Source organism: Streptomyces sp. NPDC016845 (assembly GCF_044332585.1).
In the GTDB taxonomy this organism is placed as follows: domain Bacteria; phylum Actinomycetota; class Actinomycetes; order Streptomycetales; family Streptomycetaceae; genus Streptomyces.
On sequence record NZ_JBIRPI010000005.1, the window covers coordinates 109,490 to 123,666 of the forward strand.

General features: G+C 70.2%; 11 protein-coding genes. 4 read left to right on the plus strand and 7 right to left on the minus strand.

All coding sequences use genetic code 11. From position 1 onward, the window contains the following. Window positions 1-105: 105 nt before the first annotated feature. Complete coding sequence (gene topA / locus ACH4RC_RS16375) at window positions 106-2,934, minus strand: type I DNA topoisomerase (RefSeq protein ID WP_398200776.1); 2,829 nt, start codon at window positions 2,932-2,934, stop codon at window positions 106-108. A 393-nt stretch (window positions 2,935-3,327) separates the two neighbouring features. Here topA and ACH4RC_RS16380 point away from each other — a divergent pair, with 393 nt between their 5' ends. From ACH4RC_RS16380 to ACH4RC_RS16390, 3 genes are all read left to right on the plus strand, one after another. Further along, on the plus strand, window positions 3,328-3,789 hold the full coding sequence (locus tag ACH4RC_RS16380; protein ID WP_398200778.1) for an NINE protein: 462 nt from the start codon (window positions 3,328-3,330) through the stop codon (window positions 3,787-3,789). Beyond that, window positions 3,789-4,187 (plus strand): DUF2752 domain-containing protein, encoded by a 399-nt coding sequence (locus ACH4RC_RS16385; protein WP_398200780.1) that lies wholly within the window; start codon window positions 3,789-3,791, stop codon window positions 4,185-4,187. The genes ACH4RC_RS16380 and ACH4RC_RS16385 overlap by 1 nt, the downstream gene beginning before the upstream one ends. A gap of 224 nt (window positions 4,188-4,411) precedes the next feature. After that, entirely contained in the window at window positions 4,412-4,696 is a 285-nt protein-coding gene (locus tag ACH4RC_RS16390) for a TM2 domain-containing protein (protein ID WP_398200782.1), read from the plus strand. Window positions 4,697-4,781: 85 nt separating this feature from the next. Here the strand turns inward: ACH4RC_RS16390 and ACH4RC_RS16395 are convergent, their stop codons facing one another. The 6 genes from ACH4RC_RS16395 to bldG all read right to left on the minus strand — a co-directional run bounded on the left by ACH4RC_RS16395 (window position 4,782) and on the right by bldG (window position 11,382). Continuing rightward, a complete protein-coding gene (locus ACH4RC_RS16395) occupies window positions 4,782-4,979 on the minus strand; it encodes a hypothetical protein (protein ID WP_398200785.1) in 198 nt (65 codons plus the stop codon). A 120-nt stretch (window positions 4,980-5,099) separates the two neighbouring features. Beyond that, complete coding sequence (locus tag ACH4RC_RS16400) at window positions 5,100-6,656, minus strand: methyltransferase (RefSeq protein WP_398200787.1); 1,557 nt, start codon at window positions 6,654-6,656, stop codon at window positions 5,100-5,102. Window positions 6,657-6,844: 188 nt separating this feature from the next. Beyond that, on the minus strand, window positions 6,845-7,429 hold the full coding sequence (locus ACH4RC_RS16405; protein WP_398200790.1) for a small secreted protein: 585 nt from the start codon (window positions 7,427-7,429) through the stop codon (window positions 6,845-6,847). 292 nt (window positions 7,430-7,721) lie between these two features. Further along, complete coding sequence (locus tag ACH4RC_RS16410; RefSeq protein WP_398200793.1) at window positions 7,722-10,124, minus strand: sodium-translocating pyrophosphatase; 2,403 nt, start codon at window positions 10,122-10,124, stop codon at window positions 7,722-7,724. A gap of 332 nt (window positions 10,125-10,456) precedes the next feature. Further along, window positions 10,457-10,891, minus strand: coding sequence for an ATP-binding protein (locus tag ACH4RC_RS16415; RefSeq protein ID WP_398200795.1), 435 nt, complete (start codon window positions 10,889-10,891; stop codon window positions 10,457-10,459). Window positions 10,892-11,040: 149 nt separating this feature from the next. Continuing rightward, on the minus strand, window positions 11,041-11,382 hold the full coding sequence (gene bldG, locus ACH4RC_RS16420; protein WP_003975386.1) for an anti-sigma factor antagonist BldG: 342 nt from the start codon (window positions 11,380-11,382) through the stop codon (window positions 11,041-11,043). 82 nt (window positions 11,383-11,464) lie between these two features. Between bldG and ACH4RC_RS16425 the strand changes: the two genes are divergently transcribed. Then, a complete protein-coding gene (locus ACH4RC_RS16425; RefSeq protein WP_398200798.1) occupies window positions 11,465-14,164 on the plus strand; it encodes a DEAD/DEAH box helicase in 2,700 nt (899 codons plus the stop codon). Window positions 14,165-14,177: the final 13 nt, after the last annotated feature.

A 14,177-nucleotide genomic window follows, 5' to 3' on the forward strand; every position in this document is an offset into this window, starting at 1 on the left:
CAAACGGACGCCCCCGGGTACGGAACCCGGAGGCGTCCCCTCCACATATGCGGCGTCCCACCTGGACGTACTGCCCGGCCGTACCGCTTGCTCGGCTGGCCCGGCCTACTCGACCGGCGCCGAAGCCGCCTTCTTGGCGGGCGCCTTCTTGGCAGCAGCCTTCTTGACCGCCGTCGTCGTCTTGGCCGCGGCCGTCTTCTTGACCGCGGTCTTCTTCGCGGCCGTCTTCTTGGCCGGAGCCTTCTTGGCGGCCTTCTTCGCCGTCTTCTTGGCCGGGCCCTTCGCCCGCTTCTCCGCGAGCAGCTCGTACCCCCGCTCGGGCGTGATCTCCTCGACGGAGTCGCCGGAGCGCAGTGTGGCGTTCGTCTCGCCGTCGGTGACGTAGGCGCCGAAGCGGCCGTCCTTCACCACGACGGGCTTCCCGCTGACCGGGTCCTCGCCGAGCTCCTTGAGCGGCGGCTTGGCGGCGGCACGCCCGCGCTGCTTGGGCTGCGCGTAGATCGCCAGCGCCTCTTCGAGGGTGATGGTGAAGAGCTGGTCCTCGCTCTGCAGGGAGCGCGAGTCCGTGCCCTTCTTCAGGTACGGCCCGTACCGCCCGTTCTGCGCGGTGATCTCGACGCCCTCGGCGTCGGCGCCCACCACGCGCGGGAGCGACATCAGCTTCAGCGCGTCGTCGAGCGTGACTGTGTCCAACGACATGGTCTTGAAGAGCGAGGCCGTCCGCGGCTTCACCGCGTTCTTGCCCGTCTTCGGGGTGCCCTCGGGGAGCACCTCGGTGACGTAGGGCCCGTAGCGGCCGTCCTTGGCGATGATCTGGTGGCCGCTGCCCGGATCGGTGCCCAGCTCGAAGTCGCCGCTCGGCTTGGCGAGCAGCTCCTCCGCGTACTCCACGGACAGCTCGTCGGGGGCGAGGTCCTCCGGGACGTCCGCCCGCTGGTGGTTCTCGGAGTCGCGCTCGCCGCGCTCGACGTAGGGGCCGTAGCGCCCGACGCGGAGCACGATGTCGTTCCCGACCGGGAAGGACGAGACCTCTCGGGCGTCGATCGCGCCCAGGTCCGTGACGAGTTCCTTGAGGCCGCCGAGGTGGTCGCCGTCCCCGTTGCCCGCCTCGGCGGCGCCGCCGGATCCGTCGGTTCCGTCGCCCTCACCGAAGTAGAAACGCTTCAGCCACGGCACGGACTGCGCCTCACCGCGCGCGATGCGGTCGAGGTCGTCCTCCATCCTGGCGGTGAAGTCGTAGTCGACGAGGCGTCCGAAGTGCTTCTCCAGGAGGTTCACGACGGCGAACGACAGGAAGGAGGGGACCAGCGCGGTCCCCTTCTTGAAGACGTAGCCGCGGTCGAGGATCGTGCCGATGATCGACGCGTACGTCGACGGGCGGCCGATCTCGCGCTCTTCCAGCTCCTTGACGAGCGAGGCCTCGGTGTAGCGGGCCGGCGGCTTGGTCGCGTGCCCGTCGACCGTCAGCTCCTCGGCGGTCAGCGGATCGCCCTGGGAGACCTGCGGCAGGCGCCGCTCGCGGTCGTCCAGCTCCGCGTTCGGGTCGTCGGCGCCCTCGACGTAGGCCTTGAGGAAGCCGTGGAAGGTGATGGTCTTGCCGGACGCGCTGAACTCGGCGTCGCGGCCGTCGCTCGACCGGCCCGCGATCTTCACCGTGACCGAGTTGCCGACCGCGTCCTTCATCTGGGAGGCGACGGTCCGCTTCCAGATCAGCTCGTACAGCTTGAACTGGTCACCGGTCAGACCGGTCTCGGCGGGCGTACGGAAACGGTCGCCCGAGGGGCGGATCGCCTCGTGCGCCTCCTGCGCGTTCTTCACCTTGCCCGCGTACGTGCGCGGCTTGTCCGGCAGGTAGTCGGCCCCGTACAACTGCGTGACCTGCGTACGAGCCGCCGCGACCGCCGTCTCCGACAGCGTCGTGGAGTCCGTACGCATATAGGTGATGAAGCCGTTCTCGTACAGCTTCTGCGCCACCTGCATGGTCGCCTTCGCACCGAAGCCGAGCTTGCGCGAGGCCTCCTGCTGCATCGTCGTCGTACGGAACGGGGCGTACGGCGAGCGGCGGTACGGCTTGGACTCGACCGAGCGGACGGCGAACCGCGTGTCCTGGAGGCCGGCGGCCAGCGCGCGGGCGCTCGCCTCGTCCAGGTGCAGGGTGTCGGACTTGAGCCGGCCCACGGAGTCGAAGTCGCGGCCCTGGGCGATGCGCTTGCCGTCGACGGCGCTGAGGCGCGCGACGAGGGACGACGGGTCGGACGAGTCACCGGGGCGGCCGGTCGCGAAGGTACCGGTCAGATCCCAGTACTCGGCGGAGCGGAAGGCGATGCGCTCGCGCTCCCGTTCGACGACGAGCCGGGTCGCCACGGACTGCACACGGCCCGCCGACAGGCGCGGCATGACCTTCTTCCACAGGACCGGCGAGACCTCGTAACCGTACAGACGGTCGAGGATGCGGCGGGTCTCCTGGGCGTCGACCATGCGCTTGTTCAGCTCGCGCGGGTTGGCGACGGCGCTGCGGATCGCGTCCTTGGTGATCTCGTGGAAGACCATCCGGTGGACGGGGACCTTGGGCTTCAGGACCTCCAGGAGGTGCCACGCGATGGCCTCGCCCTCGCGGTCCTCATCGGTGGCCAGGAAGAGTTCGTCGGAGTCCTTCAGCAGGTCCTTGAGCTTCTTGACCTGCGCCTTCTTGTCGGCGTTGACGACATAGACGGGCTGGAAGTCGTGCTCGACGTCCACGCCGAGCCGGCGCACCTCGCCGGTGTACTTCTCGGGGACCTCGGCCGCGCCGTTGGGGAGGTCGCGGATGTGCCCGACGCTCGCTTCGACGACGTACCCAGGACCGAGATAGCCCTTGATCGTCTTCGCCTTGGCGGGCGACTCGACGATGACGAGTCGGCGGCCGCCCTGTGCGGTCTCGCTGGTCGGGGACAACTTCGCTCTTCTCTCCGGTCGGCGGTTGTGGCTGCTTCTATGACACTGCTGCGGAGTGTGACGGTACCTCCCGCCGGTGTGTCAAACGGGAAAAGCGCGCAGCAGCCACTCGGAACGGTAACCCGACTCTTCGTGATCCTGCCCCCGGACCGGGGAGCGGAAGCCTCGCCTCCGTGTAGCCGCAAGATCACAGCGCGTGCCGCTCGGCGGCTTCCTGTGCCACGTTCTTGTCACGACCGTTTCCGTCCCGCCGCTATTCCCGCTCCCTCACTCCCCTCCCTTATCTGCTCCTGACAAGATGGCGGACGGCTGGGGGGAGCCCATGGGTGACATGGATGACCAAGGGAGACCCCCGGTCCGTCCCCACCGGCATCCCGACCCAGGAGCACCCCGATGTCCGACAGCAACCCCTACGGCCAGCAGCCCCCGCAGGAACAGCCGGGCGGCGCGAACCCGTACGGCTACCCGCAGCAGCCCCCGCAGGGCCCGCCGCCGGGCGGCCAGCCCACCTACGGCTACCCCTACCCGGGCTCCGCCCCGGCCGGTGGCGCCTACCCGCCCCAGCCGCAGCCCGGCATGCCCGCCCCCTACGACCCGATGGCGCCCTACGGCTACGACCCGTACGGCCGCCCGTACTCGGACAAGTCGAAGATGACGGCCGGTCTGCTCAACATCTTCCTCGGCACGTTCGGCGTCGGCCGCTTCTACACCGGACACACCGGCCTGGCCGTCGGCCAGCTCCTGGTCGGCGTGCTGACCTGCGGCATCGGCGGCATGTGGGGCTTCATCGACGGCATCGTCATGCTCGCCGGCAGCAACACGACCGACGCGCAGGGCCGCATCCTGCGGTCATAGTGGCGAACCGACCGCGCACCGCACCCCGCGCCCCGGCCCTGGCACCCCTCGCGGTGCTCACCGCCGGGGCCGCCGGGGCCGCGTACCTCTACGGCACGAACCCGCACGAGCCGGGCCACTGGCTCCCCGGCTGCCCGCTGCGCGCGCTCACGGGGCTGCTCTGCCCCGGCTGCGGCGGCACGCGCATGGCCTACGACGTGCTGCACGGCCACTTCGCGACGGCCTGGCACGACAACGCCCTGCTCCTCGCCGCTTCCCCGTTCGTCCTCCTCCTGCTCGGCCGCTGGCTCTACGAGGGTCTGCGCGGACGCCGCTGGCGGCCCGCCCCGAGCCCGCGTACGCAGCTGGCCCTGCTCAGTGCGGCGGCCGTCTGGACCGTGCTGCGCAACGTTTTCTGATCCGCCGGGATTACGACGGCTCCTGATAGGCCGTCACCTCCGACCGCGCAAGGTCACGAACACGCCACGATCGGTCCCCCAACACCGTTGCACCCGCATGTCCCCCTCTACGCTTCGGACTTCCGAGGACACGCCGTGTCCCCACCGGTGCGTCGCTCTCGGAACCTTCCGCTCACAGGCCCGGCCTTGCCGTGCCGCTTTTCGCGTCCCTAGGAGCAACTCCCATGTCCCAGCCCTTCCCCGGCGCCACGCCCGAGGCGCCGTTCGGTGTCGACCCGCAGGGCCGCCCGTACTCCGACAAGCAGAAGCTGGTCGCCGGCCTGCTCGGTATCTTCCTCGGCTCGTTCGGCGTCGGGCGCTTCTACGTGGGTGACACCAAGGTCGGTGTCTGGCAGCTCGTCGTCTCGATCCTCACCTGCGGCGCCGGCGGCCTGTGGGGCTTCATCGACGGCATCCTCTTCCTCACCAGCAACGACCGTACGGACGCGCAGGGCCGCCCGCTGCGCTGACGTGCGCAGCGGTACGAGTCCCTATACGACGACGCCCGCCCCGGGATCCTCCGGAGGCGGGCGTCGTCGTACGTATAACGGTGTGTCACACCTGGCCGAAACACCACGCTGCCAACGCCAGGCACCCCACCCCCGCCACTCCGGTGACCACCGCCGCCGCCACCGGCCGGGCGCCGTACACCACGGGCTGCCGGTGTACCGTGCGCGCGCCCGTCCACACCACGAGCCCCGCGCCGAACAACGCGAACACCGTCCCCGCGAACAACGCAGGTGCACTCTCCATCGCCTTGCCTCCCGGACTCCCCGATACCGGGGCGGCCCCCGCCGCCCGGTCCGGTGACGCTGGCACGGGCGGGGGAACCCGGGGTGAACTCCCGGGCAGCGCAAGGCGAAGAGAAGAGGGTTATCCGGCCTGTCCGGGGCCGGGGTTCCCCGGCGCGCCCGCGGGCTCGATGAAGCCCTGCTCGACCAGGGTGCGGATCTGCGCGGGCGTTCGGTCGCGCAGCAAGACCTGCTCCTCCCCGACCAGTTGCGCGATGGCGTCGAGGATCCGCCCGGCGCTGAGCGTCCCGTCGCAGACGCCCGCGAACCCGGCGCCGACCGTGTCCACCTTCGTGGCCCTGCGCATCCCGCGCCCCTGCCGCAGCACGACGTGCTCGGGGTCCTCGGCGCCGGGAAGCCCGACCTGCTCCTGCACGACCTCGCCTGCGAGCAGGAAGGAGGATGCGAGCAGCGCCGCGTCGTCGTGCGTGCGCAGCCAGTCGAGCCGCTCGAAGTGGGCGCGCACGGTGTCGCCGAGCGGCTGCTCGACGGGGTGCGGCCACTCCTCGACCACGATGTTCGGCTCGGCCGCGGACGACTTGCGCAGGGTGATCCAGCCGAAGCCGACGGACGTCACCTTGCGCGCCTCGAACTCGTCGAGCCAGGCGTCGTAGCGGGCGGCGTACGCGGCCGGGTCGGAGCGGTGGTCACCGGCGTCGCGCAGCCACAGCTCGGCGTACTGCGTGATGTCCTGCACCTCGCGCTGCACGATCCAGGCGTCGCAGCCGCGCGGCACCCAGGAGCGCAGCCGCTCGGTCCACTCCTCGCCCTCGACGTGCTGCCAGTTCGCGAGGAACTGCGCGTATCCCCCTTCGTTCAGGTGCTCCCCCGCTCCCTGAACGAGCGAGCGGCACAGATCGTCCCCGCCCATGCCGCCGTCGCGGTACGTGAGGCGTGCGCCGGGCGAGATGACGAAGGGCGGGTTCGACACGATGAGGTCGTAGGTGGCGTCGCCCACGGGCTCGTACAGTGAACCCTCGCGCAGGTCGGCGGCGGGCACCCCGGACAGCGCGAGGGTGAGCGCGGTGATGTGGAGGGCGCGCGGGTTGAGGTCGGTCGCGGTGACGCGGGTGGCGTGCCGTGCCGCGTGCAGCGCCTGGATCCCGGAGCCGGTGCCGAGGTCGAGGGCGGACGCGACGGGCGTACGGACGGTGATCCCGGCGAGCGTGGTGGACGCGCCGCCGACACCGAGGACGACACCTTCGTCACTGCTGCCGATACCGCCCGCGCCGCCGACGGCGCAGCCCAGGTCGGAGACGATGAACCAGTCCTCGCCGTCAGGCCCGCCGTAGGGCCGTACGTCGACGGTGGCGGCGACCGTGCCGTGGTCCTGGCCGCCCTCGCGCAGCCAGCCGCTCGCCAGGCACGCCTCCAGGGGCAGCACGGCGGCGACGCGCTCGCGCGCCGCGGGCTGTTGCAGCAGGAAGAGCCGGACGAGCGTCTCCAGGGGCGTGTCCCCCCGGGTGGCGCGCAGGGCGGGCACGGTCTCGCTGCGCGCGAGCGCCGCGTAGGCGGGCGCTCCGAGCAGTTCGAGCAGCCCGTCGGCGGTGAACTCGGCGGCGAGCAGGGCGTCGCGCAGCGAGGCGGCGACGTCGTCACGGTCGGCGGCGGGCAGGGCGGAGGCGGCGGGAGAACTCACGCGTCCATTGTGACGCTTCGAGCCTCACGGCACCGCCCCCACCCGGGGCCTGTCGGGACCAGTCGGGTCGATGGCGGCCGGTCGGGGTCGATGGCGGCCGGTCGAAATGGGTGGCGGCCAGTCGGGGTCAGTGGCGGCCGGACAGGGTCAGTGGCGGCCGGACAGGTCTAGGAGGAGGTCGGACAGGTCTAGGAGGAGGCCGAAGGTGTGGCGGACGCGCTCTTGCAGCTCTCCTGCTCGGACATCGCCTTGCCGACGTCGCCCTCCTCGAGCTTCTTCAGGGCGTCGCTGCCGGACTGGCTCAGCTTGCTCAGCTCGCCCGCGACGCTCTTGAGCCCCTCGGCGAACTTGCCCTGGTCCTTGGTGTCCAACTTGTCGACCTGCTTCTTCAGGTCGGCGTACGAGGTCGAGATCTTGTCCAGTTCCTTGACGGCGTTCTGCTGCTTCTTCTCGCCGCCGTCCACGTTCGGGGCGCCCGCCTTGTCGACGGCGTCACCGATCGCCTTGTACGCGTCGGACATGTCCTGGAACGCCTGGGAGTCCGTCTTCTGGACGTCGGCCGGCGAACTATTGTCCGAGGTCTGCTTCTGGATCGCGGCGTTGGCCGACTCGATCTTCTTGGCCTGCGGCTGGACCGCGTCGCAGACCTGCTTGGCCCAGGAGTTCAGCTTGTCGTTGCTGTCGTCACCGCAACCCGACAAGGCCAGTACCAGTACCGCACCGCCGGACAGTGCGGCTGCGAGCTTCTTGTTCACCGGATCGGTCCCTTCCATGGCTCTCGGCCCCGGAACTTACACGCCGAGCACACGTCTCTCGCCCGTCGGACGCACTATATGACCGCTTTATTTACGTTTAGCAGCCATTTGCACCAAGGGAGAGAAGGCTCACGGAGAACCCACGCAAGGAGCTGGACACGACAGTGGACATCACGCCGCACACACCAGTGGGCGGACAGGGTGTCAGGAACCCGTGCCCGCCCACTCGTTGAACATACGTACGAAGCAGCTCCGTACAAAGCAGCTCCGTACGAGGCAGCTCCGTACGGGGCGGCTGTGTGCGGGACGGCTATGTGCGGGACGGTGCCACGGCCGGGTCCGCCGGCTTCGGCACGCGCCCCGGGCCCTGCTCGCCGTTCCCGTCCTCGTCGTCGCCGACCGCGATGCCGCGCCGCTTGGAGACGTAGACCGCCCCGACGATGACACCGAGCGAGACGACGGCGACCACGACCCGCACCGGCACGCTCGCGTCGTCCCCGTAGCTGAACTTGACGACCGCGGGCGCGATGAGCAGCGCGACGAGGTTCATCACCTTCAGGAGCGGGTTGATGGCGGGCCCGGCCGTGTCCTTGAACGGGTCGCCGACCGTGTCGCCGATGATCGTCGCCTCATGGGCCTCGCTGCCCTTGCCGCCGTGGTGCCCGTCCTCGACGAGCTTCTTCGCGTTGTCCCACGCCCCGCCCGAGTTGGCGAGGAAGACGGCCATCAGGGTGCCGGTGCCGATGGCCCCGGCGAGGTAGGCGCCGAGCGCGCCGACGCCGAGCGTGAAGCCGACCGCGATCGGCGCCATCACGGCGAGCAGCCCCGGCGTGGCCAGCTCCCTGAGCGCGTCCTTGGTGCAGATGTCGACGACGCGCCCGTACTCCGGCTCCTCCGTGTAGTCCATGATCCCGGGGTGCTCACGGAACTGCCTGCGCACCTCGTAGACGACCGAACCGGCCGACCGGGACACGGCGTTGATGGCGAGCCCGGAGAAGAGGAACACCACCGCGGCCCCGGCGATGAGCCCCACCAGGTTGTTGGGCTGGGAGATGTCCATGACGAGGTTCATCGGCCCGCCGTCGCCGACCTTCTCGCCCACGTCCCGCGCGGCGGTCAGGATCGCGTCGCGGTACGAGCCGAACAGCGCCGCGGCCGCGAGTACCGCGGTGGCGATGGCGATGCCCTTCGTGATCGCCTTCGTCGTGTTGCCGACGGCGTCCAGGTCGGTGAGCACCTGCGCGCCCGACCCCTGTACGTCGCCGGACATCTCGGCGATGCCCTGGGCGTTGTCGGAGACCGGCCCGAAGGTGTCCATGGCGACGATGACGCCGACGGTGGTGAGCAGCCCGGTGCCCGCGAGCGCGACCGCGAACAGGGCGAGCATGATCGACGTACCGCCCAGCAGGAACGCCCCGTACACGCCGAGCCCGATCAGCAGCGCCGTGTAGACCGCGGACTCCAGGCCGATGGAGATGCCCGCCAGGATGACGGTGGCGGGGCCGGTCAGCGATGTCCTGCCGATGTCCCTGACCGGGCGCCGGGTCGTCTCGGTGAAGTAGCCGGTGAGCTGCTGGATGAGCGCGGCGAGGACGATGCCGATGGCCACGGCGACGACCGCGAAGATCCGCGGGTCGCCGTCCTTGACCCGGATCGCGGCGTCGGTGACCCCGTCCAGCTCCGTGTACTTGCCCGGCAGGTAGACGAAGACGGCGACGGCCACGAGGACCAGCGAGATCACCGCGGAGATGAAGAAGCCGCGGTTGATGGCGGTCATGCCGCTCCGGTCGGCGCGGCGCGGCGCGACGGCGAAGATGCCGATCATCGCCGTGACGACCCCGATCGCGGGCACGATCAGCGGGAACGCGAGTCCGGCATCGCCGAAGGCCGCCTTGCCGAGGATCAGCGCGGCGACGAGCGTGACGGCGTAGGACTCGAACAGGTCGGCGGCCATTCCGGCGCAGTCCCCGACGTTGTCCCCCACGTTGTCCGCGATGGTGGCGGCGTTGCGCGGGTCGTCCTCCGGGATGCCCTTCTCGACCTTGCCGACCAGGTCGGCACCGACATCGGCGGCCTTGGTGAAGATGCCGCCGCCGACACGCATGAACATCGCGATCAGCGCCGCGCCGAGCCCGAATCCCTCCAGGACCTTCGGCGCGTCGGCCGCATAGACGAGCACGACACAGGAGGCGCCGAGCAGACCGAGCCCCACCGTGAACATGCCGACGACGCCGCCCGTGCGGAAAGCGATCTTCATGGCTTTGTGCGAGACAGCGGTGAGATCTTTTTCCGGCTCGCCTTCCGCCGGTGTCGCTTCCCGGGCCGCGGCGGCGACACGCACATTGCTGCGCACCGCGAGCCACATTCCGATATAGCCGGTGATCGCCGAGAACAGAGCGCCGATCAAGAAAAAGATCGAGCGCCCGGCACGCTGATTCCAATCGTCCGCGGGAAGCAGCATGAGCAGGAAGAACACCACGACGGCGAAAACGCCGAGGGTACGCAGCTGTCGGCCCAGATAGGCATTGGCGCCTTCCTGGACCGCGGCCGCGATCTTCTTCATGGAATCCGTCCCCTCGCCGGCCGCGAGCACCTGGCGCACCAGGACTCCGGCGACGGCGAGCGCCGCGAGCGCGACGACGGCGATGACGATCACGATCAGACGGTTGTCGTCCGTCAGAACTGCGGCTGCGATGGTTGAGGGCTCCGCCATTCGTCCTCCTTGACGCTTGGGAAGAGCTCAAGATTGTGGACGGATTGTAGGGAGCGGAACCTGATCAAAACAGTACGCCGCAACCGTCGATGTTCTTCTTCTGCCGTGTTCTGCCTACCCGGCTAATGATCGAAGAACACATTTCAGGCCATACGCGCTGGGTATGGGGATAACACCCTTGAGGCATTATCAAAGATCGCAGAGGAAATATCGAAGATCGCGGCGGTGATCACAATGGCGCTCGCAGCGGCGCTCGCAGCAGCAGACATGGAACATAAAAAAGGCCCTGTTCACCTGGGTGGTGAGCAGGACCTCGATCGGCCGGACGGCCGCTAGGGGAGCGTCAACGGCGTGGTCGGCCATGTCATCCGAAGGAGACCCCCGGACTCGTCCGCGGTGACCTCCACGTCGTCCACGAGGCCGCTGATGACGGCGAGACCCATCTCGTCCTCGCCCTCGGCCTCCAACTCGTCACCGCTGCCGGCGACGCCGGGCGCGGCGGGTACGGCAATCGTGCGGGGCGCCTCGTCACCGACCTCGATGGAGAACTGCTTCTCCTCCTCGATCAGCGCGACCCGCACCGGCGCCGTGATGTCACTGCTCCGGTGCAGCCCCACGGCGCGGGAGCACGCCTCGCCGACGGCGAGCCTGACCTCGTCGAGGACCGCCTCGTCCACACCCGCCCTGCGTGCCACAGCGGCCGCCACCAAGCGGGCGGTCCTGACATGCTCGGGCAGAGGGCTGAAGCGGAGTTCGACGGTGGCCATGCATCCCCCTCGGACGTACGGGCGTGCTCTCGGGGACCGGACCGGCCAAGGACCGATCCCCACCATCTACCGGCTCCGCCGGACCGGCCGCCACGACGGGTCCGGGGACCCGGCGGGCGGCGCGATCCAGCGGATCCGCCTGTTCGGTCTCAGTCGGTGGCCGCGACGGCTTCCTCGACCGAGGTGTGGATCGGGAACACCTTGGTCAGGCCCGTGATCCGGAAGATCTTCAGAATGCGCTCCTGGTTGCAGACCAGACGGAGCGAGCCCTCATGGGCGCGCACCCGCTTGAGACCGCCGACCAGCACGCCGAGCCCGGTGGAGTCGAGGAAGTCCACGCCCTCCATGTCGACGACAAGATGGAAACTGCCGTCGTTCACCAGCTCGACCAGCTGCTCGCGCAGCTTGGGCGCGGTATATACATCGATTTCGCCACCGACCTCGACGACCGTACGATCGCCGACGGTACGGGTCGACAGGGACAGGTCCACGGATCCTCCAGCACCTTGCTATCGAGCGGTCGCCCCTTGGGGATACCTCGGCTTGATCCCCCGGGACGGTTCGCCAGCCGCGATGGCATTCAATCACTTACCGGCAGGCGTGCACGACGCCTTCGAAGCATTGTCCGTCACGCCAGTGACACACTCGATGCCGATGGCCAAGAAACACCGACCCGATCATCCCCAGCCGTCCGCTGCCTCCCGCCCCTCTCCCGGGGCGGTCCTGGAGCGGCTCGCCTCGGGGCCGAACAGGGCTGCGCGCATCACTCATACGGAGCACTTGCCCCCTCGCCCGGGTCGTCATGCAGTCTGGCCGGACCGGATCCGATCCGAGGTCATCGCCGCTGTCCAGAAGGCGGGGATCGAACACCCGTGGGCACATCAGGCACGCGCGGCGGAGCACGCACTGGACGGCGAGTCGGTGGTCGTCGCCACGGGCACGGCGTCGGGCAAATCACTGGCCTACCTCGCCCCCGTCCTGTCGACATTGCTGGACGGTTCACAGGCGCCGAACGGGCGCGGCGCGACCGCCCTGTACCTCGCCCCGACAAAAGCGCTCGCCGCAGATCAGTGCCGCTCTGTGAAGGAACTTTCACAACCGCTGGGCTCCGCGATACGCCCGGCGGTCTACGACGGCGACACCCCGTTCGAAGGGCGCGAATGGGTGCGGCAGTACGGGAACTACGTCCTGACCAACCCCGACATGCTGCACCGCGGCATATTGCCCTCCCACCCGCGCTGGTCGTCCTTCCTGAAGGCGCTCAAGTACGTCGTCATCGACGAGTGCCACACCTACCGCGGCGTCTTCGGCTCCCACGTCGCCCAGGTGCTGCGGCGTCTGCGCCGCCTCTGCGCCCGCTACGGCTCCTCCCCGGTCTTCCTCCTCGCCTCGGCCACGGCCGCCGAGCCTGCCGTCGCAGCGAGGCGTCTGACGGGCCTGCCGGTCGTCGAGGTCGCCGACGACGCCTCCCCGCGCGGCGAGCTCGTCTTCGCCCTCTGGGAGCCGCCTCTCACCGAGATGCAGGGCGAGAAGGGCGCCCCTGTCCGCCGCACCGCCACCGCCGAGACCGCGGACCTGCTCACCGACCTGACGGTGCAGGGCGTCCGCTCGGTCGCCTTCGTACGGTCCCGGCGTGGCGCCGAGCTGATCTCGGTGATCGCGCAGGAACGTCTCGCCGAGGTGGACCGCTCGCTGCCCCGGCGCGTCGCCGCCTACCGGGGCGGCTACCTCTCCGAGGAGCGCCGCGCCCTGGAAGCCGCGCTCCACTCCGGGGAACTCCTCGGCCTCGCCGCCACCACCGCCCTCGAACTCGGCATCGACGTCTCCGGCCTCGACGCCGTCCTCATCTCCGGCTATCCCGGCACCCGGGCCTCCCTGTGGCAGCAGGCGGGCCGCGCCGGCCGCTCCGGCCAGGGCGCGCTCGCCGTCCTCGTCGCCCGCGACGATCCGCTGGACACCTACCTCGTCCACCACCCCGAGGCGCTCTTCGAGCAGCCGGTCGAGTCGACGGTCCTGGACCCCGACAACCCGTACGTCCTCGCTCCGCACCTGTGCGCGGCTGCGGCGGAACTGCCCCTGACGGAGTCCGACCGGGAGCTGTTCGGCCCGGCGACGACCGACCTCCTCCCGCAGTTGGAGGCCGCCAAACTGCTGCGCCGCCGGGTCAAGGCCTGGCACTGGACGCGGCGCGAGTCCGCCGCCGACCTCGCCGACATCCGCGGCGCGGGCGGCAACCCCGTCCAGATCGTCGAAGCCGCCACGGGCCGGCTCCTGGGCACGGTCGACGCGGCCTCCGCCCACACCACCGTCCACGACGGCGCGGTCCACCTCCACCAGGGCCGCACGTACGTGGTGAAACACCTCGACCTGGACGACGACGTAGCCCTCGTCGAGCCGGGCAACCCCACCTACTCCACCACCGCCCGCGACACCACGGCCATCTCCATCCTGGAGACGGACGTCGAGGTCCCCTGGGGCGACGGCCGCCTCTGCTACGGCTCCGTCGAGGTCACCAACCAGGTCGTCGGCTACCTCCGCCGCCGCCTCATCACCGGCGAGGTCCTCGGCGAGACCAAGCTCGACCTCCCTCCCCGCACCCTGCGCACCCGCGCCGTCTGGTGGACGGTCACCGAGGACCAGCTCGACGCCGCCCGCATCAACCCCGAGATCCTCGGCGGCGCCCTGCACGCCGCCGAACACGCCTCCATCGGCATGCTGCCCCTCTTCGCCACCTGCGACCGCTGGGACATCGGCGGCGTCTCCATCCCCCTCCACCCCGACACGCTCCTCCCCACGGTCTTCGTCTACGACGGCCACCCCGGCGGCGCGGGCTTCGCCGAACGCGCCTTCCACACGGCCCCGCAATGGCTGACCGCCACCCGCGAAGCGATCGCCTCCTGCGAATGCGAAGCCGGCTGCCCCTCCTGCATCCAGTCCCCCAAATGCGGCAACGGCAACGATCCGCTGCACAAGCGGGGGGCGGTGCGGTTGCTCTCGGTGCTCTTGCAGGGGGCGGCGACGGCGGAAGCCGGACCGGGTCCCGAGGCCGAGGAACCAGCGCCGGGCGTGACTGGCGCCAGGCCGGCGGTGACGGTGCCGGACGCCCCTGGTCGGGGACCTGCGCCCGAGGAGCCCCCCAGGGCGCGGGAGACGCCGTCGCAGCGGCCCGGGGGGCCGGAGACGCCGTCGCAGCGGCCCGGGGGGCCGGAGACGCCCACACCCGAACCAGGCCCGGGCCCGGACACGGCGGGGGCTGCGTCGGTCGGGCCATGAGGGCCCGGGACCG